Consider the following 23640-nt stretch of genomic DNA (forward strand, 5'->3'; position numbering starts at 1 on the left):
CTCGGTTCAGGGCTAGCGGCGGTGGAAGACGCCGGGACGCTTCTCCGCGAAGGCAGCGCGGCCCTCGGCGGCGTCGTCGGTGGCGAAGGTGATGCCCTGGAGTTCGCGTTCGTACGCGACGGCCTGGGCGAGAGTCGCATCCCGTCCGCGGGGATGATCCCAGGTCAGTCCGACGAAGTCCGTCATGATCCCGCGACCGCTCCGGACGAGAACAGGGCGTCGACGCGCTCGCCGTTCAGGCCGAGCTCTGCGAGCACCTCGCGGCTGTGCTCGCCCACGAGCGGTGCGCCGCGGTCGATGCGAGCCGGCGTCTTCGAGAACACGTACGGAAACCCGGGCGTCTTGATGCGACCTTCTGTGGGGTGATCGTATTCGACGAAGGTGCCGTTGTGGGCGATCTGCGGGTCGTCGACGAGATCCTGGTAGCTGTACACCGGGCCGGCCCAGATGCCTGCCGCGAGCAGCTCGTCGAGCCACACTGCTGTCGGGCGCGTGGCGAGGCGCGCTTCGGTCTTCGCGTAGAGCTCATCGCGGTGGGTCCAGCCCTCGACCTCGGGGTCCATACCCTCGAAGCTCGGCTCCCCGATGACCCGGCCGAGGGTCTCCAGATCGGCGAACCCGAGCGCGAGGTAGCCGTCGCTGGTGGCGAAGACGCCGTACGGTGCGCGGATGTAGACGTGCGCGTTGGGTTCGGTGCCGCGCTCCTGCGGCACGTTGCCGATGGTGAAGACCGAGAGTTCCTGCATCTGCAGGGTCGTCAGCGCGTCGAGCATGTTGACGGTGACGAGCTGGCCTTCTCCGGTGCGTTCGCGGTGCAGCAGCGCGGCCAGAACCGCTTCGAACGCGGTGGATGCCGTCACGGCGTCGGCGAGGTACTGACCGGCGGGCGACGGCGGCTCGCCCTGGCGGCCGGCGGACAGCATCGCGCCGGACATCGCCTGCAGCAGCAGGTCCTGACCGGGACGATCCCGGTACGGGCCGGTTTCGCCGTAACCCGAGATCGAGACGTAGACGAGGGCCGGGTTGATGGCGCTGAGCGTCTCGTAATCGAGACCGAGCCGCGCGGCGACGCCGGGGCGGTAGTTCTGCAGGAACACGTCGGCCGAGGCCACGAGTTCGCGGATCACCTCGGTGCCGCCCTTGGACTTGAGGTCGACGGCGAGCGACCGCTTGTTGCGGTTGAGCGAGAGGAACGAGACGTTGATCTGGTTGCCGGCCGCGCCGCCGGCTGCGGCGAAGCGCTGCCACTCGCCAGCCGTCGGCTCGACCTTGATCACGTCGGCGCCGAGGTCGCCGAGACGCTGGGCCGCGAACGGGCCCGCCATGGCAATCGAGCAGTCCACGACACGGTAGCCGCTCAGTACGCCGGGGGTGTCAGTCATGGACCACGATCTCTTTTCCGTCTGAGGTGGACGATTTCAGCAGCGCCTCGATCAGTTCGACCGAGCGCGCTGCGACCTCCACCGTGCTGTTGTTCTCGGTGCTCGCGCCCGTGATGAGCCAGAAGAAGAGCGCCGAAGAGTGGGTGATCTGCCGATGGGCGTAACCTCCGCCGTGGGCCGGATCCGACCACATGCTCTCTGACGGTTTCGTGTCCGAGCCCCAGCGTTCGAGCATGTGCTGCGGGTCGCCGCCGAACAGCCCGCGGGTGGGGGATGCCCTGTGGCACAGCGCGTACCGGACGAGCAGGTGGGTGTCGGCGCGTTCGGTGCGCTCCACGAGGTCCCAGGCCTGGTCGGCGCGCAGCGTCATGGGCTTCTCGCACAGCACGTGCAGTCCGCGGTTGAGCGCCTTCGAGGCCACGTCGAAGTGCAGGTCATGCGGCGTCGTCACGATCACGGCGTCGAGCCCGGAGTCCAGCAGCTCGTCGACGCTCTCGGTGGCCATGCCGAAGCCGAATTTGTCGCGCACGGCGCCCAGGTCGGGTCCGAGTCCCCACACGCCGACGAGGACGACGTCGTCCCGTTCGGCGAGGAGCGGGAAGGGGTTGCTCGTGGCCCACCAGCCTGCTCTCCCACGGCACCGACCCGCACGCGGCTCATGCACGTCTCCACGTCCGGATGCCGTCGCGCTCGCCGACGACGACGGTGCCGCGATCGACCATCCGCTCGAGGTTGCCGGTGACGGGGAAGATGAGGTACTCGGCCGCGGAGTCGCTCCACTCGCCCACAGCCGGGGCGATGTCGTGGATGATCTCGAGGGTCGTGCGCGAGCCGGAGGCGGCAGTGAGCGCTGCGGTGATCTCGAGGTCCAGGCGGTTCGTGTAGTCGGCGGAGACGGTGAGGAATTGCTCGACCGCGTCGCCCTCGTAGACCGGGTAGTGGGCGGTGAGCAGCAGGTCGGCCTGAAGCTGCCGGAACGTCTCGATGCTCGTTAGGTAGGGGTCGGTGTCGCGGTAAGTGGGAGGGAAGGCCGGTTTGCCGTCCGCCGTCGGCACCGTCTCGCCGAGGGTCGCGTCGCCGATGAGGAGTGCGGAGTTGGTTTCGTCCCAGAGCGCGAGGTGGCCGTCGCTGTGTCCGGGCGTGTGCAGCACGCGGACGACGCGGTCGCCGAGGTCGAACTCCTCGCCACCATCCAGACCCTGCGCGATCGGCGCAACCCGGGCCGACGACCGGATGTACGCCGTCGTCTCGGGCGGATCGTCGAAGCCGTCGGAGTCGCGGAATTCGCCGTAGCGCTCCTCGATGAGCACGTCGAGGTCTTCGGCGAGCGGAACGTCGAGGGTCCCAGCCATGAGGTGCACGTGCGGGGCCGCCGAGAGCAGGGCCGCGTTGCCGCCCGTGTGGTCGAAATCACAATGCGAGTTGATCGCCCAGCGCAACCGCGACAGGTCGTAGCCGATGGAGTCGAGGTAGGGCAGCAGTGTGCCCGTCACACTCTCGGTGAGACCGGAGTCGAACAGCAGGCCGCCCTCCGGTCCGTCGAGCAGGTAGAGCGCGACGAACCGCTCACCGAGTGGAGCCTCGACGCGGTGCAGACCGTTCCGGATCTCCATCAGTCGACCAGCCCGGCCGGGAGAACGGGCGGGTCGGCCACGAGGCGCAGGCCGGCGCGCGGCGAACGCACGTGGGGTCCTTCGGTCGAGAGCCAGCTTGCTGAGCGCTGGTCCGCGACGATCGCCGCCTCATCGACGGTGAGTCCGTTGCCGGGGGTGTCACCGAGCACGACCCCGCCGTCGGCGAACTCCTGGTCGATCGCGATCCCGAACGGCGAGCCCAGGTCCTGCACCTCGGCCGACAGGTGATTCGGAACGGATGCTGCCGCATGCGCCACCGCAGGGTTCGCGGTCATCCCGACCGGGCTGACCGGCAGATTTCGTGAGTGGGCCGCGTACGCTACGCGGAGGAAGTGGGTGATGCCCCAGACACTTCCGGTCTGGACGATGTCGACGGCGCTGTGGTCGAAGAGGGGAGCGAACTGTTCCAGACCGGTCAGGTTCTCGCCGGTGGCGACCGCCGCGCGAACGGAACGGCTGAGCAGCGCGTGCCCAGCGGCATCCCACCGGCGAAGCGGTTCTTCGATCCAGGTGAGGTCGAGCTTGTCCTCGACCGCCGAGACGTAGCGCACGGCCTGCTTGAGGTTCCAGGACTCGTTCGCGTCGAGCATGAGTGCGGGGCGGGGCGTATTCCGCCCGAGTGCGTCGCCCATGATGCCGAGGCGGCGGATGTCGGTGTCGACGTCACGTCCGCCCTTGAGCTTGCCGCTCGTGAACCCGCGGTCGGCCATGGACACGTAGAAGACAGCGAGCTCCTCGTCGTCGAGGGCGATCTCCAGCCCGGATGCGTACCCGGCGACGAAGCGGTCGCGGGCACCGAGCAAGCGCCACAGCGGCTCGCCGGCGATCTTCGACTTGAGGTCCCACAAGGCCATGTCGAGGGTGCCGATGCCGCCGAAGGTTGCACCGGAGTGTCCGGCTTTGAAGACCTGGGCCAGCATCATGTCGTAGAGCGAGCCGACGGCCCGCGGGTCTTCACCCTCGATCGCCGGGAATAGACGGTCGATGTCGTGCACGGACCCGGTGCCGACGCCCGTGATGCCCTCGTCGGTTTCGAGGAGAACGACCGGGACCTCCGTCACGCCCGATCCGATGACTCCGTTCACGTCTCCGACCGGTCGGCCCCAGTCGTGGAAGGTCCGTAAGCAGCGATAGCCGGTGATCTTCATATCGTCCTTGACTGAGTGAACACAAGCGCCGGTCGGCGCATAAACAGCATACATCACATGTATCAGTGAAGGGAAGTATGAACGACTTCTGCTCGATCAGATCCGGAAAGCAGCGGCTCCGTCGACGGGCGTCCTGCCGGAGGATGCCAGACTCATGCTTCAGAGTTCAACGCGCTGTTCGAAGGTTAGGGACCTCGATTGCACCGGCTCACTCCAGACGGAGACGCAGTTCCTGCATACCCCCGTCGACCGCGATCGAGGTTCCGGTGGTGGAGCCCGAGCGCGGACTGGCCAGGTAGGCGACCGCGTCGGCGACTTCATCCGCCCTGACCATGCGCCCGTGCGGCTGACGGGCGTTGAGCGCTGCACGCTCGGCATCCGGGTCCGCCGCGGTCGACAGCAGGCGCGCGACCCACGGGGTGTCTGCGGTTCCCGGGTTTACCGCATTCACCCGGATTCCATCACGCAGGTGATCGGCGGCCATCGCACGTGTGAGTGACAGCACAGCGCCTTTTGACGCGCTGTACAAGGCGCGCGAAGGGATGCCCGCCGTTGCGGCAATCGAGGAGGTGTTGACGATCGCTGCCGACGGCGACCTGCGCAGCCACGGGAGCGCTGCCGATGAAACCCGAGCGATCCCGGTGACGTTAATGCTGAAGACCCGAGCCCATTCGTTGTCGTCGTTGTCGGCGATGGTGCCCTGGGCACCAATGCCGGCGTTGTTGACGACGATGTCGATGCGGCCGAATTTTTCGGCGACCGCGGCGATCGCGCCGTTGACGGAGAGACGGTCGGCGATGTTGGCCTCCAATGCGAAGTGCGCGGGGTGAGCAGCGGTCGGGTCGAGGTCGAGCACAGCGACCTGTGCCCCGGCGTCGGCGAGGCGGGCGGCGATGGCCGCGCCGATCCCGGACGCGCCACCGGTGACCACGGCGACGAGATTGTCGAACTCTGGCATGGGTTTACTCCTTTGTAAGTGGTTGGTTGGTCGATTGGGTCGCTTTGCAGCGGTATCGAAGTCGAGCGGCGGTGATTCACCAGGCAACCGATGGTCGGATACGCAAAACCTGCCGGGTGATGTGGACCTGATATCCCTAGGTACTGGAGCAGCGCCAGGGCTCGAATCCTTGCTCTCTCATAGTTGCGGTCGGGATAGTAGTCGTGGCCGAGTGCAGTGGAGGCCGTACCGTTCTTGAGCATATGCGAGATGATCACGAGCAGGGAGTGTCCGGATGCGACGAGTGCAGGAGAGATTCCCGGTGATGCGGGGACTTCAGCCGGGAGTTCTTTCACGGTGGTGATGTAGACCTCAAATATGGGGGCTGGTGCACGAGCACAGGGATGTCCTCCTTGGGATATAGAAGCGCCAGGGGCCAAACTCACATTGTGCACGTCGGATGTCTGAATTCTTCCGGGCGAACGGTGGGAAGTGGTTGGTCGCCAATAAAGAAGACACCTGACCCGCGATACATGTTCAAGATTTGGGCCGTGGCCATCACACATCGGCGCACTCGAGCGGAGTGCAATCCGACGTCGGCGACCCCGTATATTCGGCTCGGTAGCAGGATCACGAGATTGCCTGCCTGATCTTTTGGGTCGAGAGCCGATCGACCCGGCGCCCTCTCACAGCGACTTGGTGCAGAACTAACCGACGGAGACGAGCGTTCGGGTCATCCCTTGTGCTGGGCTCGGTAGAGGGTCGGGCTGGTGCCGTGGATGCGACGGAAATGGCGTGAAAAGTAGAGCGGATCGGTGTAGCCGACCGCCAGGGCGATTTCGGTGACGGGCATCGTCGTGGTGTCCAACAGCCCGCGCGCCCGCGACATCTTGAGCGAGGTATGGAACGCATTCGGACCGCTCCCGGTCGCCTCCCGGAATAGCGCGCTGAGATGCGACGGGGACATGCCGACCAGTGCCGCGAGTTCCTTCACCTGAATCGTGCCGTCGATGCGGGCCTCGAGATAACGCATCGCCCGCTCCAACGGGGAGCCTTCGGCCGGCAGGATACTGTCGGCAACGATGCGGGAGAGCAGATGCCACGCCACCCCGGATGCAGCCAGGAGGTGGGCGGGGGAGAGGCGGCGCTCAAGCAGGCTGACGAGTTCGTCGAAGAGAGAGACGACGCGGTCGAGTGAGCGCAGGCGCAGGACAGGTCGCTCCTCCGAGGTCAAAAGCTGTGTGAGGTCCGGGACGTCCGTACCTCTCACATGCAGCCACCAGATCGTCCATGGATTTTCTGGCGAGGTGACGTATTGATGCGGGAGTCCTGCAGGGATCACAATGCATGCCCCCGGCGTGAGCACATGCTGGGCGGTGTCGAGAGTGACGACCCCGCTGCCGGCTATGCAGAGGATGACGATCGTCTCCGGTGTTCCTCGCGCTCGTCTGCGCCCGTGTCCCTCCGCTGCGGGAAAGTACCCAGCGTCGGTGACGAAGAGTCGTCGTGTTCCCGGACGTGTCAGTGCCGCCTCGACCTGGGGGCGGGGCACAACACACAGCCGCTGGTTGGTGAAACCCTCCATGCGGTAATGGGGTTCCGAAGGGATCACTGTTTCGTCCATGTTGTTCCTCGTTCACACCATACACAACGAGACTCGGCGCTCCTAGCGTCGAAGGTGGATGCCGAAGGCCGGGTTGCCGATTCGGATCCTGGTCGGTCCCTGATGATGAGAACGAGGTCAATGATGCCTGTCGAACAACGTGACAAGCGTGCGGAGAATCTGCCGATGGCGAACGAGGTGGATCCGACCGTTCAGACGGAGCAGGCGCCCGCGAGTATCACTCTGCCCGACGCTTCCGCTGAACTGCAGGACTCCATCGATGCAGGCGGCGCTGTTGCCTGGCACGAGCCGCTCACCATCCGCACGTACGAAGCCGGCCGCCCAAGCGAGTACCCCATGTACCTCGACCACCGCGTCTACCAGGGGTCGAGCGGCAAGGTGTACCCGATTCCGTTTACTGAGTCGGTGTCCGATGAAGGCGCAGACCGCGAGTGGCAGGCAGTCCACCTCGAAAACCGCTTTGTCCGCCTCGTCGTTCTTCCCGAACTCGGTGGCCGCATCCACATCGGCTACGACAAGACCACCGGCTACGACTTCTTCTACCGCAACAACGTCATCAAGCCGGCTCTTGTCGGCCTTGCCGGCCCGTGGGTCAGCGGAGGTGTTGAGTTCAACTGGCCGCAGCATCATCGGCCAGCCACCTTCCTTCCGGTCGAGACCCACATCGAGTACAGCGACGACGGGTCGGTGACGGTGTGGTGCTCGGACCACGACCCGTTCGCTCGGATGCAAGCGCAACACGGCGTGCGCCTGCGCCCCGACAGTTCCGTGGTCGAACTCGCCGTTCGGCTGCACAATCGCACGAGCGAACGACAGACGTTTCTTTGGTGGGCGAATGTGGCCGCTCTGGCCCATGACGACTACCAGTCCTTCTTCCCGGAGGACGTGAATTACGTGGCCGACCACGCACGTCGCGCCATCACAGCATTCCCCCAAGCGGACCGTCCCTACTACGGTGTCGACTATCCCGCGCTTGCTGAAGCGACGCCGGGTGCCGACAGGATCGATTTCTACCGCAACATCCCCGTGCCGACGTCTTACATGATCGTCGACTCGAACCAGGATTTCTTCGGTGGCTACGACCATGCCGCCGGCGCCGGGTTCGTTCACTGGGCGGAGCGGCGCGTCTCGCCGGGCAAGAAGCAGTGGACCTGGGGCGATGCACCATTCGGGCACGCCTGGGACACTCAGCTCACGGACGCCGATGGAGCTTATGTGGAGCTCATGGCCGGGGTTTACACCGACAACCAGCCTGACTTCAGCTGGTTGTTGCCCGGCGAGACGAAGGTCTTCACGCAGTACTGGTACCCGATTCCTGCGATCGGGGCGGCCCACCAGGCGACTCCGGATGCAGCAGTGCATGTTGACCATGATGGAATCCTTCGAGCGACGTTCGCTGTCACGGCCCCGACGCCCGGCGCGCGACTGGCACTTATCCGAAACGGCGTCGAGCTCGCCTCTCGGGTCGAGGACCTCGTGCCGGGAGTATCGGCCCAGATCGACTCCGGAGATGTTTTCGAAGGAGACGGCGACCTTTCTGCCGAGTTGCGCGATGCGAACGGCCGGCTGCTTGTTCGCTGGACACCGGCGTCCCCGGCTGACGAGGAGCCCCCAGTCGCCACCGAGCCGGCCCTGGCCGCAGAAATCGACACGGTCGAAGAGCTCTACCTCACCGGGATGCACCTGGATCAGTACCGGCACCCGACGCGATCACCCCTGACGTACTGGAACGCGGCCATCGAACGTGATCCCGGGGACGTGCGCACCAACATAGCCCTCGCCGATCGGCACTACCGTGCTGGCAGGTACACGGCGGCACTTGGTCACGTCGACGTGGCACTGGCCCGACTGACCCGGCGCAACTCCAACCCGATCGACGCCGAAGCGTTCTACCTTCGTGGTCTCGCGCTTCGTCGTCTCGGCCGTGCGGTCGAGGCAGAGCAGGCGTTTGGGAAGGCCGGCTGGGACGGTACCTGGGCGGCTGGGGCGGGCTTCGAGCTCGCGCGGTCGCTCAGCAAACGAGGGCAGAACCGTGCCGCCCTCCGCGTTCTCGACACGCTCGACGACATTGTCGGCCACGACACCCGTCGCATCGCGCTGCGCGCCATGATTCTCCAGCGCTCCGGCAGATCTGCCGAAGCAGAGACGATCGTTCGTGGAGCACTCGCCGCCGACCCTCTTGACGCCACCCTCAGAGCGCTCGCGGGAGAACGGGTGAGCGAGGACGCCGGCATCCTCCTCGACGTCGCGCTCGACTTCGCCCACGCGGGAGAGACATCCGCTGCACTCACCATCATCGATACCGTGGTCGCCGCACCCGTCACCGCAGCTGGCAACGTTCGTCCTGTCGCCCATTACGTGGCTGCAGCACTACTTGACGCGGCGGGCTCAGCTGAGGAGGCGGCCGAACACCGAAAGGCAGCTCGATCGAGCGAGCTTGGATGGGCATTCCCTTTCGGTCTCGACGCCCACGATGCTCTCGCCGCCGCAATCGCGGCGGACACGCGCGATGCCGTTGCGCTCCATCTGCAGGGCATGCTGCTCTACGCGCATGGCCGTCGTCGGGAAGCACTGGAACTGTGGGATGCTGCGATCGAACTCGGTCTGGAGAACCATGTACTGCTCCGGAACGCCGCGCTGGCCGCCTACAACATCGCCGCCGACGACGAGACCGCCTGGCGTCGCTACGAGTCGGCCGTCGCAATTGCCCCCGACGACGCACGACTCCGGTACGAGCAGGACCAACTCGCAGTCCGACTCGGCCAAACCCCGGCTGAGCGCCTCGCCCGCCTGCGGCCTGTGCGGGATCTTGTACTCAAACGAGACGACCTGACGATCGAGTACGTCAGCCTTCTCGCCCTCAGCGGAGGCGCCGACGAGGGCTACGACATTCTGACGACCCGATCGTTCCACCCCTGGGAGGGTGGAGAGGGCCGTGCCGTCGCCGCGTGGGATGCCACGATCGCGGCGCTCGGCCGTCCAGTCACTGATCCACCAGCGAGCCTCGGCGAGCAGCGACCGCGGTACGTCGCCCCGGCCGCGGTCCGCGACGACGGAGTGACCGACTACTTCGCCACCAGCCTCCCGGAACTGTTGCTCTTCTCCCGGGAGACCGATTCCGAGTGACGCCGAACCCGGCATCAGGTGAACAGCACTGGATTCGCTTCGGTGCCTACGAGGCATGCGTGGCGAGCGTGGGAGCAACCCTGCGCTCGCTGACGGAGCAAGGTCGCGATCTGATCGTTCCGTTCGATGCGGACGAGATCCGACCGGGCATGCGCGGGGCCGTCCTCGCACCGTGGCCCAACCGCGTCGCGGATGGTCGTTATGTCTTTGACGGGGTAGCCCACCAACTCCCGATCAACGAGCCCGAGCGAGCGAACGCCGCCCACGGGCTCGTCGCGTGGTTGTCATTCGACCTGGTCGACCGAACGGTGAGTGCTCTGAAACTCGAAACGACGATTCAGCCGCAGCCCGGCTACCCGTGGCGCGTGCGGGTCCGAGTGGAGTTCGAGCTGGGCAGTTGGGGTCTGCGCCAGCGCATCCGCGCGACCAATGAGAGCGAGTCGGAAGCGCCGATCGGCCTGGGTGGTCACCCGTACGTCGTGGCGGGACCTGTCGGTCCGGGCGCCGTCGACGACTGGTCTCTCGAGCTTCCAGCTACGGAGGTGATGCTGGTGTCGGCGGATCGGCTCCTTCCGGTCGGCATCGCCGACGTCACCCTGCACGACGGCGGTTCTCTGGACTTCCGGGTCGGGCGTACGATTTGCGGCACGGTCATCAATCATGCCTTCACGTCACTCCGCGCGGGTGCCGATGGGCGAGCGCATGTCAGGGTCAGCAGCGGTGATCGCGGAATCGACATTGCCTGCGATCCGAGCGTGGACTGGGTGCAGGTGTACACAGCGGAGTCCTTCACCTCGGACAGCAACCGGCACGCCCTGGCTGTTGAGCCGATGACGTGCCCGCCGGATGCTCTGAACAATGGCCGCGACCTCCGAGTGCTGCGCCCGGGCGGGTCCACCCACATTGAATGGACGATCGGTGTGTTCGCTCAGGACGGGCCGCGGCATGTCTGCGGCGCGTAACAGCTTCGACTGAGTTGTATCATCGTGGGATCGTCCATATCCTCCGGTTGATCGTCCTCCATGCTCGAGCGCTGATGCACGTATTTTTGGTTGCGTGCTCACGTTTATCGTGAAGGACAACTGAGAGGCGAACGCCCGAACGACTGTTGGGATTCGTGTCTCGTCCCTGAAAAGCGAACATCCCTGAGGCCCCGCGGCCGTCACATCAATGAGGATAAGGAATGCGGATGAACATCCATGCAGCACGTAAGACCGGACGCAAGGCATCGACGGCGGCAGTGCTCGCCGCGTTCGCTGTCGTCGCTCTCAGCGCCTGTACCACCGGAATGGAGACCGGCTCATCGAACGAGCCTGCCAGTGGCCCGAAGGAAGGAGCGCTGACGATCGCGTTCCTACAGAAGCAGGGCGACCAGCAGTACTTCATCGACGAGGCAAACGGCGCCAAGGAGGCGGCGAAGGCAGCGGGCGACGTAACGATCAACGTCGTCGACCTCGGCACCGACTCCAACAAGGCGATCTCCGAAGTGGAGGCCGCCATCGCCCAGGACGTTGATGGCATCATCATCGTCGTACCGGACCAGCAGATCGGCCCGCAGGTGATCCAGATGGCCGAAGAGGCCGGCATCCCGATCATGGCTGCTGACGACACCATCGAAGACAGCGCCGGCGAAGCCGCCCCGTTCTCCGGCTTCGACGGTACATCGATGGGCGAGAAGGTCGGAACCGAAGCCGCCCGCCTCTACGCCGAAGCCGGCTGGACTGCAGCGGACACGCGCATCCTGTCGGCGTACAAGGAAGACCTTTCTGTGTGTCAGCAGCGCGTAGACGGTGCAGCAAGTGCTTTCACGGAAGCAGTGCCGGATGCACCTGAGGTCATCGACATCGGCACGGACAACTCCGCCACGGACGCCCAGGACAAAGCCGGCGCGATTATCACCGCCAACGCCGGGGTGAAGCACTGGGTTGTCTGGGGATGCAACGACGAGAGCGAGACCGGTGTTGTAACCGCGCTTCAGAACTCCGGAGTAGCGCCCGCGGACATCATCGGTGTCGGACTCGGCGCCTACCTCACCTGCAAGGACTGGAAGGCCGGGCAGGACACGGGCAACAAGGCCGCGCTGTTCATCTCGGGCATTGAGGTCGGCAAGGCCGCCGCGACCTCGATGATCGACCTGCTGCGCAACGGCACCGAACTCCCGCCCGTATCGATCGCCAACACGGAGATTGTCGACGCGAGCAACTGGGAAGCCGAAGGCGTCGTCTGCACCTAACCGGAACTGTGGGGCGGGAACGAATGTTATTCCGAGTCCGCCCCACATCCGCTGACCCAACGAAGAGGATGGGAGAAGAGCCGTGCAAAACGAACCAATAGCGCTCCGCGCGACCGGGATCACGAAGAGCTTCGGGCCGGTGCGCGCACTGCGCGGTGTCGAACTTGAGTTGCGGGCAGGTGAAGTCACCGCACTGATGGGCGAGAACGGAGCAGGCAAATCGACTCTCCTCAAGATCCTCGACGGCGACCTGAAACCGGACGAAGGTTCGCTCGAGATTGACGGAAAACCCGTCCACTTTTCTGATCCAACCGATTCTCGAGCTGCCGGGCTCCGCGTCATCGCCCAGGAACCTGAGATCGTCGCGGCCGTTTCGGTTGCCGAAAACATCTTCATCGGCGATCTCGGATCCCTGGCTTACAACCGACGCGCGCTTCTTCAACGCACACGCGATGAGCTCACCAAGTGGGGTTTCGACCGAGCGATCCGCGCCGAAATGCTCGGCTCTGACCTCTCCCCGGCGCAGCGGCAAATCGTTGAGATCATGCGCGCCGTCGTCAGTCGGCCGCGAATCATTTGCTTCGACGAACCGACCTCGTCGCTTGGAGACGACGAGGTGAGTCTGCTGTTCGCTCTCATCCGCCAGCTCCAGGCTGACGGTGTCGCAATCGCCTACGTTTCGCACCGAATGGGTGAGATCTTCCAACTGGCCGACCACATCACGGTGCTCCGCGACGGAACGTTCGTCGGAACGAAACCCGTTGACGAAACCAACCATGAGGAACTCGTTCGCATGATGGTGGGGCGGGACCTCACCCAGTTCTTCCACCGCGACCCTGCGCCGCTCGGAGACACCGTGCTCGAACTGCGCAACGTCGGCAACCAGTTCGTCGACGGCGTCGACCTTCGAGTCAGAGCCGGCGAGGTGGTCGGGATCGCGGGGCTCGTCGGGGCTGGGCGAAGCGAGCTGATGAAGACAATCGCCGGCGACTACACCGTCACAACCGGAGAGATCGCGATCTCCGGCAAGGTGAAACGTATCTCACAGCCCGCCGACAGCATCCGGGCAGGAATCGGGTTCGCACCGGAGGAACGCAAGGCTGAAGCGCTGCTGCTGCAGCGGTCTGTTCGCGACAACGCCGCCCTGGTTGTACTTCGGTCCCTCTCGCGCTGGATCTTCGTGAACCGTCGCGCGGAGCGCGCGCTCGCGCAGGAGTTCATCAGCCGTCTCCGAATTCGAACACCATCCGGCGAAGAGCTCGTCGGCAACCTCTCCGGCGGCAATCAACAGAAAGTCGTGCTGGCGCGGTGGCTCGCTACGTCTCCCAAAGTGCTGCTGCTCGACGAACCAACGCGGGGAATCGACGTAGGCGCGAAGTCAGAGATCTACGGAATCATCGACGAACTCGCTCACCAGGGCGTTGCAGTAATCGTCGTCTCCAGCGAGCTGCCCGAAGTTCTCGGCGTCTCCGACCGGATCTACATCATGGCCAAAGGCCGCATCACCGGGGAGCTTTCCCGCGCCGAGGCGACCGAGGAACGAATCCTGGCACTCGCCATGGACGAAGGAGTCCACGCATGACCATCAGCACCCGAAAGGAAGACCCCGTGTCCACGACCGGAACCCGCACGTCACCGACGGTCGTCGACACTACGTCGCCGCTCAAACGCTTCATCAGCGCCGTGGGGGTGCAGAACATCTCTCTCATCCTCGCGATCGCACTCGTCGTGGCGATCATCGGACTGCAGAACCCGCTGTTCTTCACCGTGCCCAACCTCCGGGTCATCGGAACGGCAATCGCCATCGTCGGACTGCTGGCCGTCGTGCAGACGATCGTCATCATCCTCGGCGCATTGGACATCTCAGTCGGTTCCATCGCCGGTCTCACCTCCGTGACCTCCGCCATGATCTTCACCGCAACGAGTTCCGCCGCAATCGGCGCCCTCGGCGCGATTGCCATCGGTATCGCCTGTGGACTGATCAACGGATGCATCATCGTGTTCGGTCGCGTCAATCCCGTCATCGCCACCCTGGCGACGCTCGCAGCATTCAAAGGCGTGGCACAACTGATCTCCGATGGCCGGGCCCAGGGATACACGGGCGCCGACTTCTTCTTCGTCTTCCTCGCACGTGGAACGTTTCTCGGCGCTCCGATCCTCATCTGGGTGCTGGTCGTGGTTGCCGTCCTTGCTCACGTCGTGCTCCGATACACCACAATCGGACGTAACATCTACGCCGTGGGCGGCAACAACATCGCCTCGCGCCTCGGAGGCATCAACATCAACCGCTACATCATCGGCGTCTACATGATCACCGGAGCGGTCGCAGCGATCGCCGGCATCCTCATCACGGCGCGGACAGGCTCTGGCCAACCGGTCTCTGGATCGGAAGGGCTCGAACTGCAGGCCATCACGGCAGCTGCTCTTGGCGGTGCCGCCCTCAAGGGAGGCAAAGGTGCGATTGCAGGCACGATCCTCGCCGTGATCCTGCTGGGTGTGCTGACGAACGGAATGACGCTGCTCGGCGTCAACACGTTCTGGCAGAACGTCGCCCAGGGAACGCTCCTGGTCGTGGCGGTCGTCATCCAGCAGTTGCGGTCGGGGGAGCGCCGCATCGGCATCCCCGGTTGATCACCGACCCCAGTACCCGCCCGGAGCGGCTGTGCCGACCACGCCGGATGGCGGCCTGTGTCCGCGGGGACGGGGCGTCCAGCCGCGGGACCGCGGCAGCGATACCACCCCACCAGTGAGCGCGAGGGCCGAGAGGGGAATGACGGTGAACGCAGCCGCGATCGCACCCATCTTGCCGATGCTGGCGAGCACGGGGAGCGGCGCCCCCGTCATGAGGCTGAGCACAGCCCAGGCACCGTCTTCGAATAGCTCGCTTCGCCCAAGGAAAAGGTGACCGATGGGCCACCCTCCAGCCGACGCAGGATATCCGAGAAATTCTTGAGGGTGTTCGGAGCGTGAACGCCATCGAGACATCTGATGCGGACATGTGATTGTATGACCGTATGGTAGGAGAGCCGGCATTGGTGCACTCTGACTGCACCGGAGGAAAGAAATGACACAGGTCATCGTCGTAGGCGCAGGCCCTATAGGGCTGGTCACCGCACTCGCTCTTGTGCGGAGGGGTATCCGAGTGACGTTGCTGGACGGTGCACCTGCACCAATCGATGCACCGCGTGCGGCCGCGTATCAGTACGTCGTCCTCGAGGTATTGCATGATGCCGGCATCCTCGCCGACGTCGAGGTGGCGGGAATCCGGGTCACCCGCAACAACTTCCGGCTCCTCGCAACCGGTGAGACATACGCCTCCGACCTGTCGAAGCTCGAAGGCTTGGTGCCTTTCCCGTACAACGTCAACTTAGGTCAAGGGCAGCTTTCGCAAATCGCGCTCAGGCACTTGCGGAGTTATGCAGAGGCGACCATTCGATTCGGCGCGGAGGTGGCTGCTGTCGATCACGCGCACAACTCCGCTACCGTGGTTCTCACCTCCGGAGAACGTTTGCACGCCGACTGGGTGGTCGGTGCCGACGGCGGCAGGAGCACGACACGCAAGTCCATCGGCTCGGACTTCCCTGGATTCACCTGGCAGGACCGCTTCGTTGCGACGAATATCCGTTATGACTTCGCGGCGCATGGCTTTGGCTCGGCGAACATGGTGATGGATGCAGAATACGGGTGCATCGTCGCCGAGCTGGGGAACGGCCTGTGGCGGGTCACCTTCAACGAGCCAGACGACCTGCCCGAAGTGACAATCCCAGACCGGGTAAGAAAGTTCATGGACGCATTCTTGCCCGGGCCGAAGACCTTCGAACTGGAAGCGTACTCGCCGTACCGGATGCACCAGCGTGCTGCCGAGACGTTCCGTTCGGGGAGGGTGTTGCTCGCGGGGGATGCCGCGCACGTTACAAACCCGACTGGCGCACTTGGCCTTACATCTGGATTACTCGACGTGGAGGTGCTCGTTCCTGCGCTCGTTGCCGTGATCGAGGGGCACGCCGATCCTGACGTACTCGACGCATATTCGGACGTGCGCCGGCGCAGCTTCCTGGAGAAGACTTCGCCGCTCGCAAGCGACTTCAAGCGTCTGGTCTACAACGGAACTCAAGCCGAACTCGAAGCCGCCTTCTTCACCTGGCGGGCGATGCTCGACGACACCAGCCGTGAAGTCGAGTTTCTCTTGCGGATTCAGGGACTGCGTTCGGAGCAGGTCGTGCCGGCGCCGGCGATCTGATCGCGCGCAGCGGGGTATTGGATCTCTCCTCCTTCGGCGGGGAGGTTAACGCGATCCGCATATATTTCTTGACGCGCGGAAGAGGACGGGTTACTCTGATCCAGGTCGAGTTATACGAATAACCAAACTTACGAAGAGGTGAGAGACATGGCACGCAAGAGCAGCACTCCAACAATGTGGGAGGTCGCCGAGCGTGCCGGCGTCTCGCAAGCCACCGTCTCCCTGGTTCTCAACAACGTCGGCGGAAGTCGCGTGGCCGAGGCCACGAAAGTCCGTGTCCTGGACGCGGTCGAGGAACTCGGTTTCCGGACCAACGCTTTCGCGAAGTCCCTGCGGAGCGGCAAGTCCGGAATGATCGGCTTCATCTCCGACGAGGTTGCGAGCGCTCCCTTCGCCGGCAAGCTGCTCAAGGGCAGCCAACTCTGCGCCTGGGAGGCCGGCAACGTCATCCTCAGCGTCGACACCTTCAACGAACCCGAGCTCGAAGCGGCAGCGATCGACATGATGCTGTCATATCGGGTTCAGGGCGTCGTCTACGCGTCGATGTACCACCGCGTCGTCGACGTGCCCGCCGCCCTGGCCGGTATCCCCACGGTGGTCGTGAACGCGCAAGACCGAGCCGGCCTCGTGTCCAGCGTCTTCCCCGACGAGGAGCTCGGTGGCTACACCGCCACGAAGCACCTCATCGGAGCCGGCCATACGCGAATCGGGATGATCAACATCCAGCCACCCGACAGCGACCTGCCGGCCGGGATCGGCAGGCTCGCCGGTTACCGCCGAGCTCTCAGCGAAGCCGGGATCGAACAAGACCCCCGCCTTCTGCGCTACGGCTCCGGGATCGTCGAGGACGGATTCGACCTCACCCGAGACCTGTGGAACGAGGGCGATCGGCCGACCGCGATCTTCGCCGGCAACGACCGGACCGCCTGGGGGTCCTACCGTGCCCTGGAGTCACTCGGCCTGCATGCCCCGGACGACTGCTCGATCGTGGGCTTCGACAACCAGGACACGCTGGCGCCCTACCTCGACCCTGGTCTCACCACGGTCGCATTGCCCTACGAACAGATGGCCCGCCGGGCCGTCGAGTTGCTTCTCGCCGCTGAGACGCCCACCCAGAACCCCATTGAATGCTCACTGGTCCGTCGCGGATCAGTGGCGAGTGCAAAGGTGCCCGCATGACCACAGAAATCCCGTCGACCGCGCTTCGGCCAGAGAGGCCGGCGCTGAAGTCCGGGCGCGTGCGCTCGCACCTTCGTCGAGCGATCCGGTCGTGGCAGTTATACGTATTACTAACCCCGGCCGTCGTCTATGTCCTCCTGTTCAAGTACTGGCCGATGTACGGCGCGCAGATTGCATTCCGTGACTACAACCCGGCCGATGGATTCGCCGGCAGTCCCTGGGTCGGGCTGGAACACTTCATCCGTTTCGTCGAGTCGTTCCAGTTCGAACGCCTCCTGGTGAACACCCTCACGGTGAACTCGCTGGGGCTGCTGATCGCCTTCCCGGTGCCGATCATTCTGGCGCTCATCGTGAACCAGCTGCAGAGCGAACGATTCAAGAAGCTCACCCAGACCGTGCTCTATTCGCCGTCGTTCATCTCCGTCGTGGTCGTTGTCGGGATGATCCACCTGCTGTTCTCCCCGCGGTCCGGCATCGTCAACAACGCGATCGTGACCTTCGGCGGTGATCCGATCTTCTTCATGGGCTCGCCCGACTGGTTCCGGCCGCTGTACATCGGATCCGACATCTGGCAGACCGCCGGTTTCTCGATGATCGTCTACCTCGCCGCCCTCACTGCGATCGATCCCGCCCTGCACGAGGCAGCCCGCGTTGACGGCGCGAACAAGTGGCAGCGGATCCGGCACATTGACATCCCGGGCATCATGCCGGTGATCACGATCCTGTTCATCCTCGCCATCGGCAACCTCTTCAATCTCGGGTTCGAGAAGGTGCTGCTGATGCAGACCGACCTCAACCTGCCGACCTCTGAAGTCATCCAGACCTACGTCTACAAGGCAGGACTGCAGCAAGCGCAGTTCAGCTACTCGGCCGCAATCGGGCTGTTCAACTCCCTAATCAACCTCGTGCTGCTGCTGACCTTCAACTGGGTCGCCCGCCGTTCGGGCCAATCGAGCCTTTGGTGATGACGCCATGACCTCCACACTCCCCACTACGCCCGAACGACTCGTCGAGTTGTCAGTCACCGAGGGCCGCCTGTCGCCCCCGCGGCCCAGGAAACGCGGCAGCTTCGGCGACCGGTTCGCCGACCCTCTGTTCAACACGATCGCCATCGGCACCCTAATCCTGGCCATGGCGGCCATCATCTACCCGATGTACTTCATCGTCATCGCCTCGGTCAGCGAACCGACGGAGATCCTCAACGGCAACGTCTGGTTGTGGCCGCAAGGCTTCACGATAGAGGGCTACACGCGGATCTTCTCCGACTCCACCATCCTCCGCGGCTTCGGCAACTCGGTGCTGTACACCGTGCTGGGAACGATCATCAGTGTGGCGACGATCCTCTGCGCCGCGTACGCCCTGTCACGGAAAGACCTGTACGGGCGCACGTTCTTCATGCTGCTGTTCATCATCACGATGTTCATCGACGGCGGACTCATCGCCCGCTACCTCGTCGTCCGCGACCTGGGGATGCTGGACACCATCTGGGCGGTCGTGCTTCCGGGCGCTGTCGGGGTGTGGAACCTCATCATCGCCCGGGCGTTCTTCGAGAACAACGTTCCGGGTGAGCTCCGCGACGCGGCACAGATGGACGGGGCCAGCGACTTCCGGTTCTTCTTCAGCATCGTGCTGCCGCTGTCGAAGCCGCTGATCTTCCTGATGATCATGATCCACCTTGTCGCCAACTGGAACGCATTCTTCGACGCGCTCATCTTCCTCGATGACGAGAGCAAGTACCCGCTCCAACTCGTGCTGCGCAACGTGCTCATTCAGTCCGAAGTCACCTCCGCCGGAGGTACAGGAGCACTCGATTCATACGCCGCGGCACAACGCCTGGGTGAGCTGATCAAGTACGGAATGATCGTCATCTCCACGATCCCGCTGCTGATCGTCCTTCCCTTCATGCAGAAGCACTTCACCAAGGGTGCCCTGCTCGGCGCCGTCAAAAGCTGACCTTCTCCTCCCTGCACCACACCTCGAAACCAAAGGACAACACCATGAGACACCGCCGTTTCTACGCCGCTACCGCGATCGCCATCGCAGGCAGCGTTCTCCTCGCCGGCTGCGCCGGGGGAGGGGATGTCAAGAGCGCTGCAGACAAGTCAGCGGACTTCGGATTCAACAAGGAGGGCCTCCCGATTGTGGACGACACTCTTACCCTCACCTTCGGCGGTACGAAGTCGCCCCTCGCTCCCGAATACTCCGAAATGGAGTTGGTGAAGCAGTGGGAAAGCGACACGAACATCGCCATCAAGTGGGAGAACGTGCCCGAGCAGGTGTATGCCGAGAAAAAGAACCTGATGCTCGCCAGTGATGAGCTCCCGGACGTGCTGTACAACAGCGGCCTCACCGACGCTGAGATCGTTCAAAACGGCGACAACGGCACTCTGCTCCCGCTTGAGGATCTCATCGACGACCACGCGCCAACACTCTCCGGCATCCTGAAGGATCGTCCCGACATCCGTGCCGCCATCACGGCATCCGATGGCCACATTTACACGCTGCCGTCCGTCGAGGAACTGGGGATCCTGCAGTACCCGAACTTCCTGTACATCAACAGGGCCTGGCTGGATGCGCTCGGCCTGCCGATGCCTGCGACCATCGAGGAGTACCGATCGGCACTGGAGGCCTTCAAGACGCAGGACCCGAACGGAAATGGCAAAGCGGATGAGATACCGCTGTCCTTCCGGACCGACTCCTTCTGCGCGAACCCCAATGACCTCATCGCCGCCCTCGGCGGACAGCCGGAGAACAACGACCACCGCATTGTCCGCGACGACAAGGTCGAGTTCACGGCGAACACTGACGGCTACAAGGAGGGAGTCGCCGCGCTTGCCGACTGGCACGCCGATGGGCTGATCGACCCTGAGTCGTTCTCCCAGGATGACGTCGCCTACCTTTCGAAGGGCAAGGCGGCGACCCCGGTCCTCGGTTCGTTCTTCTGGTGGGAACTGAAGGAAATGGTCGGGGATGACCGGGTCGGCGACTACGAAATGGTCGGCATCCTTGAAGGCGTCGACGGCGAGCAAATGGCAAGCGTCGCGAACAACCAGGAGATCGGCCGTGGCGCCATGGCGATCACCCGCAGCAACGAATACCCCGCCGCCACCATGCGCTGGGCCGACCGCCTGTTCGACCCGGTGATGTCCGCACAGGTCAACTGGGGACCGATCGGCGTCACCCTCGAAGAAGACGAAAACGGCATCCTCCAGCAGATTCCGGCAGCAGCAGGAGAGTCAGAGGGCGAGCGCCGCCAGAAGGTCGCCCCGGGCGGCCCGAAAATCACCACCCAGGAAGACTTCGAAACCGTCGTCGCTCCGGAGCCACGCGCCAAGGAACGGCAGGAACTCGTGGCCGAGTATTACGCCCCGCACCAGGCGAATGACGCTTACCCGCCGGTGATGCTGTCAAACGATGAACTCGATCAGGTGTCCTTCGCCGTCGCCGACATCAACACCCTCGTCAAAGAGAAGTTCGCCTCCTGGATCGTCAACGGCACCGTCGACGACGAATGGGACGGGTACGTCTCCCAGCTCGAGTCGATGGGCATCGATGACGTCATCGCCACCTACCAGTCCGCATACGACCGCTTCCAGCAAGGCGGCAAGTAACCGGTAGCCGGTGCAGGAGGTCCGCCTCCTGCACCGGCTCCATGCCGCGACTTTCGCGCCCGAATGCCAACCCAACCCATCCACCAGGAGTTCTTTGTGACCGCGCCCCGCCCCGAAGCCACAACCGTCGCCGACCAGCCCACCAGCACACCGGCGCGTCCGGCAGCACACTTCACCGCTGCCACCTCGTGGCTCAACGACCCCAACGGGCTCCTCTACCACGACGGCATCTACCACCTCTTCTTCCAGACCAACCCGCACGCGAACGTCTGGGGCAACCTGTCCTGGGGCCACGCCACCTCCACCGATCTCGTCACCTGGACCGAGCACGACATCGCGATCCCATTCACCGCGGAAGAAATGGTGTTCTCCGGCAGCGCCGTCGCTGACGTTCGCAACACCGCCGGATTCGCAGCCGCGGGGGAGACCGCGCTGGTAGCGATCTTCACCAGCGCCCGGCCACCGCAGGACGGCCAACCCGGATCCCAGGCGCAGTCCCTCGCCTACAGTGTGGACAGCGGAGCTAGCTGGACCCGCTACGCCGGGAACCCGGTCCTTGACATCGGCTCCGACGAGTTCCGCGACCCGAAGGTGTTCTGGTACGGGGATGCCGACGGGCACTGGGTCATGGTCGCGGTCGAGGCCGTCGCCCGCCAGGTCGTCATCTACACCTCCGACAACCTCCGCGACTGGAGTTTGCAATCACGCTTCGGCCCGGCGCATGCCGTCGAGGGCGTCTGGGAGTGCCCCGACCTGTTCCCCCTCCGCATTGAAGGCACGAATGAAACCCGCTGGGTACTCGTGGTCAGTTTGAGTCCCGGCGGCATCGCCGGCGGCTCGGGCGCCCAGTACTTCGTCGGGGACTTCGACGGTGCAACGTTCGTTCCCGAACGGCTCACCGACTCAACGGATCCCGCCGATTACGACTGGCTGGACTACGGACGCGACTACTACGCACCCGTCTCCTTCAACGACGCCCCGGACGGGCGGCGGTTGATGATCGGCTGGGCCAGCAACTGGCAGTACGCCGGGCAGACACCCACCGAGCCGTGGCGTTCCGCGATGTCTCTGGTCCGCGAAGTCGAGCTCGTTCGATCTGCTGACCGCCGGCTCCGTGTTCGCCAGCAACCGATCCTCCCGGCCGGCAGTGGCAGCGTCGACGTCTTCGACGTCACCGTCCCGTGCGGACCCGCCGACCGAACAGCCGTCATTCTCGCCGGTGAATCCGGGGTCGATCGTGTCGTCATCACGGTCGACGGGGACGATCGCAGCATCACGTTCGACCGCACCCAGAGTGGGAACGTGACCTTCCACCCCGACTTCCCCTCGGTCGACTGGGCTCCGCTGCCGACCGACTACACCGACGAGATTGACCTGCGCATAGTGGTGGATGCCTCGATCGTCGAGGTCTACGCGGCCGGGGGTCTCGTCACGTTCACCGAGCAGGTCTATCCCTCTATGCCGCTGACCCGGGTGCAGGTCGAACCGATCGACGCCCGGTAGCCGATCGATTGCCGAGAGAAGCATGAGCAATAACAACATCGTCCCGGCACGAAGTGACGTGCTGGTCGTAGGGGAGACGATCATCGACATCGTCGAACGGGGCGGCGTGCGAACTGAACACGTCGGCGGATCACCCGCGAACGTCGCACTCACCCTCGGACGGCTCGGCCACAGCGTGCGGCTCGTCACCCACCTCGCCGACGACGACCGCGGTAGGCGCGCCCGAGCACACCTGGCCGAGTCACACGTAGCGGTCATCTCGAGGGACGCCGAGCGCACGCCGACCGCGGTCGCTCGAATACAGGCGGATGGGTCAGCCCACTACACCTTCGACATCGCGTGGGACCCCGTGACGCCAGAGGTCGGGGGAGCGGTGCACGTGCACGTCGGGTCTATCGCGGCGTTTCTCGCGCCGGGTGCCGAAAAAGTGCGCGAACTCCTCATGGCGCTTCCCGCCGGAGTCACCAGCAGCTTCGACCCCAACATCCGACCGTCGATCATTGGTCTCCACCACGAGGTCCTCGAGCAGTTCGAGGCGTTGGCCTCCGTCTCCGAGGTTGTGAAATTGAGCGACGAAGACGCCCTCTGGCTGTACCCAAGTGAAACCCCTGAGCGCGTGATCGCCGGATTGCTGGCGCTCGGCGTTCGACTCGCGGTCATAACTCGTGGCGGCGATGGTTTGTTGCTCGCCTCAAGACAAGCCAGCATTGACGTGCCGGCCGCCAGGATAACCGTGGCCGACACGATCGGGTCGGGGGACTCCGCGATGGGTGCGATCATCGATGGCGTGCGGCAGGAAGGCCTCGGGGAACTTACCGCGTCCACGCTTCGTCGAATCGGCGGCTGGGCGGCAACCGTGGCGGGGGTTACGACATCCCGAGTCGGAGCGAATCCGCCATGGCTATGGGAGCTCGTCGAGAACACGGCTGGCGTCGCCCCTTCAGCCTGCGACATGTGAGGCCCTTTGGCGACGACGGTGGAGTTCTCGCTTGTCCGTTTGAACCAGGACGTCGAATGTATGAA

The 23640-nt window shown here is 64.4% G+C and carries 20 protein-coding genes; 12 read left to right on the plus strand and 8 right to left on the minus strand.

What is annotated here, in order from left to right:
• Positions 1-12: 12 nt before the first annotated feature.
• From ABIE24_RS07875 to ABIE24_RS07905, 7 genes are all read right to left on the minus strand, one after another.
• Positions 13-186 carry a hypothetical protein gene (locus tag ABIE24_RS07875; RefSeq protein WP_354498451.1) on the minus strand — a complete coding sequence of 58 codons (174 nt, stop codon included), beginning with the start codon at positions 184-186 and terminating at the stop codon, positions 13-15.
• Entirely contained in the window at positions 183-1382 is a 1200-nt protein-coding gene (locus tag ABIE24_RS07880; RefSeq protein WP_354498453.1) for a CaiB/BaiF CoA transferase family protein, read from the minus strand. Before ABIE24_RS07880 ends, ABIE24_RS07875 begins: the two co-directional genes overlap by 4 nt.
• A complete protein-coding gene (locus ABIE24_RS07885; protein ID WP_354498455.1) occupies positions 1375-2046 on the minus strand; it encodes a Gfo/Idh/MocA family protein in 672 nt (223 codons plus the stop codon). The genes ABIE24_RS07880 and ABIE24_RS07885 overlap by 8 nt, the downstream gene beginning before the upstream one ends.
• A complete protein-coding gene (locus tag ABIE24_RS07890) occupies positions 2039-2995 on the minus strand; it encodes an MBL fold metallo-hydrolase (protein WP_354498457.1) in 957 nt (318 codons plus the stop codon). The genes ABIE24_RS07885 and ABIE24_RS07890 overlap by 8 nt, the downstream gene beginning before the upstream one ends.
• The gene (locus ABIE24_RS07895; protein ID WP_354498459.1) at positions 2995-4164 is read right to left on the minus strand and encodes a mandelate racemase/muconate lactonizing enzyme family protein; all 1170 of its coding nucleotides are present in this window, start codon (positions 4162-4164) and stop codon (positions 2995-2997) included. The genes ABIE24_RS07890 and ABIE24_RS07895 overlap by 1 nt, the downstream gene beginning before the upstream one ends.
• 208 nt (positions 4165-4372) lie before the next feature.
• Entirely contained in the window at positions 4373-5122 is a 750-nt protein-coding gene (locus ABIE24_RS07900; protein ID WP_354498462.1) for an SDR family NAD(P)-dependent oxidoreductase, read from the minus strand.
• A 712-nt stretch (positions 5123-5834) separates the two neighbouring features.
• Positions 5835-6725, minus strand: coding sequence for an AraC family transcriptional regulator (locus ABIE24_RS07905; RefSeq protein WP_354498464.1), 891 nt, complete (start codon positions 6723-6725; stop codon positions 5835-5837).
• 165 nt (positions 6726-6890) lie between these two features.
• Between ABIE24_RS07905 and ABIE24_RS07910 the strand changes: the two genes are divergently transcribed.
• The 5 genes from ABIE24_RS07910 (at position 6891) to ABIE24_RS07930 (ending at position 14715) form a co-directional block, all read left to right on the plus strand.
• Positions 6891-9851, plus strand: a complete 2961-nt coding sequence (locus tag ABIE24_RS07910) for a DUF5107 domain-containing protein (RefSeq protein ID WP_354498466.1) — start codon at positions 6891-6893, stop codon at positions 9849-9851.
• A complete protein-coding gene (locus ABIE24_RS07915; protein WP_354498468.1) occupies positions 9848-10813 on the plus strand; it encodes an aldose 1-epimerase family protein in 966 nt (321 codons plus the stop codon). The genes ABIE24_RS07910 and ABIE24_RS07915 overlap by 4 nt, the downstream gene beginning before the upstream one ends.
• Positions 10814-11040: 227 nt before the next feature.
• Positions 11041-12084, plus strand: coding sequence for a substrate-binding domain-containing protein (locus tag ABIE24_RS07920; protein WP_354498470.1), 1044 nt, complete (start codon positions 11041-11043; stop codon positions 12082-12084).
• A gap of 82 nt (positions 12085-12166) precedes the next feature.
• Positions 12167-13666: a sugar ABC transporter ATP-binding protein gene (locus ABIE24_RS07925; RefSeq protein ID WP_354498472.1), complete on the plus strand. Its 1500-nt coding sequence runs from the start codon at positions 12167-12169 to the stop codon at positions 13664-13666.
• A complete protein-coding gene (locus tag ABIE24_RS07930) occupies positions 13663-14715 on the plus strand; it encodes an ABC transporter permease (RefSeq protein ID WP_354498473.1) in 1053 nt (350 codons plus the stop codon). The genes ABIE24_RS07925 and ABIE24_RS07930 overlap by 4 nt, the downstream gene beginning before the upstream one ends.
• Here ABIE24_RS07930 and ABIE24_RS07935 read toward each other — a convergent pair whose 3' ends face one another.
• Complete coding sequence (locus ABIE24_RS07935; protein ID WP_354498475.1) at positions 14716-14928, minus strand: hypothetical protein; 213 nt, start codon at positions 14926-14928, stop codon at positions 14716-14718.
• Positions 14929-15148: 220 nt separating this feature from the next.
• Between ABIE24_RS07935 and ABIE24_RS07940 the strand changes: the two genes are divergently transcribed.
• The 7 genes from ABIE24_RS07940 to ABIE24_RS07970 all read left to right on the plus strand — a co-directional run bounded on the left by ABIE24_RS07940 (position 15149) and on the right by ABIE24_RS07970 (position 23575).
• On the plus strand, positions 15149-16324 hold the full coding sequence (locus ABIE24_RS07940) for an FAD-dependent oxidoreductase (RefSeq protein ID WP_354498477.1): 1176 nt from the start codon (positions 15149-15151) through the stop codon (positions 16322-16324).
• 147 nt (positions 16325-16471) lie between these two features.
• Positions 16472-17503, plus strand: a complete 1032-nt coding sequence (locus tag ABIE24_RS07945) for a LacI family DNA-binding transcriptional regulator (protein WP_354498479.1) — start codon at positions 16472-16474, stop codon at positions 17501-17503.
• Positions 17500-18468 (plus strand): ABC transporter permease, encoded by a 969-nt coding sequence (locus tag ABIE24_RS07950; protein WP_354498481.1) that lies wholly within the window; start codon positions 17500-17502, stop codon positions 18466-18468. Before ABIE24_RS07945 ends, ABIE24_RS07950 begins: the two co-directional genes overlap by 4 nt.
• Positions 18469-18475: 7 nt before the next feature.
• Positions 18476-19456, plus strand: a complete 981-nt coding sequence (locus ABIE24_RS07955; RefSeq protein ID WP_354498483.1) for a carbohydrate ABC transporter permease — start codon at positions 18476-18478, stop codon at positions 19454-19456.
• A gap of 44 nt (positions 19457-19500) precedes the next feature.
• Entirely contained in the window at positions 19501-21114 is a 1614-nt protein-coding gene (locus ABIE24_RS07960; RefSeq protein WP_354498485.1) for an ABC transporter substrate-binding protein, read from the plus strand.
• 96 nt (positions 21115-21210) lie between these two features.
• Positions 21211-22617: a glycoside hydrolase family 32 protein gene (locus ABIE24_RS07965; RefSeq protein WP_354498487.1), complete on the plus strand. Its 1407-nt coding sequence runs from the start codon at positions 21211-21213 to the stop codon at positions 22615-22617.
• Between the two features lie 22 nt (positions 22618-22639).
• The gene (locus tag ABIE24_RS07970) at positions 22640-23575 is read left to right on the plus strand and encodes a carbohydrate kinase family protein (protein ID WP_354498489.1); all 936 of its coding nucleotides are present in this window, start codon (positions 22640-22642) and stop codon (positions 23573-23575) included.
• The last annotated feature ends 65 nt before the right edge of the window (positions 23576-23640 follow it).

This window comes from Mycetocola sp. 2940 (assembly GCF_040548835.1).
In the GTDB taxonomy this organism is placed as follows: domain Bacteria; phylum Actinomycetota; class Actinomycetes; order Actinomycetales; family Microbacteriaceae; genus Mycetocola_A.

What these genes read in the sequence shown, in the direction of transcription:
- ABIE24_RS07970 (WP_354498489.1), top strand. Translation starts at nt 22,640, where the DNA reads ATGAGCAATAACAACATCGTCCCGGCACGAAGTGACGTGCTGGTCGTA.
- ABIE24_RS07875 (WP_354498451.1), bottom strand. Translation starts at nt 186, where the DNA reads ATGACGGACTTCGTCGGACTGACCTGGGATCATCCCCGCGGACGGGAT.
- ABIE24_RS07945 (WP_354498479.1), top strand. Translation starts at nt 16,472, where the DNA reads ATGGCACGCAAGAGCAGCACTCCAACAATGTGGGAGGTCGCCGAGCGT.
- ABIE24_RS07905 (WP_354498464.1), bottom strand. Translation starts at nt 6,725, where the DNA reads ATGGACGAAACAGTGATCCCTTCGGAACCCCATTACCGCATGGAGGGT.
- ABIE24_RS07930 (WP_354498473.1), top strand. Translation starts at nt 13,663, where the DNA reads ATGACCATCAGCACCCGAAAGGAAGACCCCGTGTCCACGACCGGAACC.
- ABIE24_RS07890 (WP_354498457.1), bottom strand. Translation starts at nt 2,995, where the DNA reads ATGGAGATCCGGAACGGTCTGCACCGCGTCGAGGCTCCACTCGGTGAG.
- ABIE24_RS07920 (WP_354498470.1), top strand. Translation starts at nt 11,041, where the DNA reads ATGAACATCCATGCAGCACGTAAGACCGGACGCAAGGCATCGACGGCG.
- ABIE24_RS07950 (WP_354498481.1), top strand. Translation starts at nt 17,500, where the DNA reads ATGACCACAGAAATCCCGTCGACCGCGCTTCGGCCAGAGAGGCCGGCG.
- ABIE24_RS07895 (WP_354498459.1), bottom strand. Translation starts at nt 4,164, where the DNA reads ATGAAGATCACCGGCTATCGCTGCTTACGGACCTTCCACGACTGGGGC.
- ABIE24_RS07955 (WP_354498483.1), top strand. Translation starts at nt 18,476, where the DNA reads ATGACCTCCACACTCCCCACTACGCCCGAACGACTCGTCGAGTTGTCA.
- ABIE24_RS07960 (WP_354498485.1), top strand. Translation starts at nt 19,501, where the DNA reads ATGAGACACCGCCGTTTCTACGCCGCTACCGCGATCGCCATCGCAGGC.
- ABIE24_RS07935 (WP_354498475.1), bottom strand. Translation starts at nt 14,928, where the DNA reads ATGACGGGGGCGCCGCTCCCCGTGCTCGCCAGCATCGGCAAGATGGGT.
- ABIE24_RS07940 (WP_354498477.1), top strand. Translation starts at nt 15,149, where the DNA reads ATGACACAGGTCATCGTCGTAGGCGCAGGCCCTATAGGGCTGGTCACC.
- ABIE24_RS07900 (WP_354498462.1), bottom strand. Translation starts at nt 5,122, where the DNA reads ATGCCAGAGTTCGACAATCTCGTCGCCGTGGTCACCGGTGGCGCGTCC.
- ABIE24_RS07880 (WP_354498453.1), bottom strand. Translation starts at nt 1,382, where the DNA reads ATGACTGACACCCCCGGCGTACTGAGCGGCTACCGTGTCGTGGACTGC.
- ABIE24_RS07910 (WP_354498466.1), top strand. Translation starts at nt 6,891, where the DNA reads ATGGCGAACGAGGTGGATCCGACCGTTCAGACGGAGCAGGCGCCCGCG.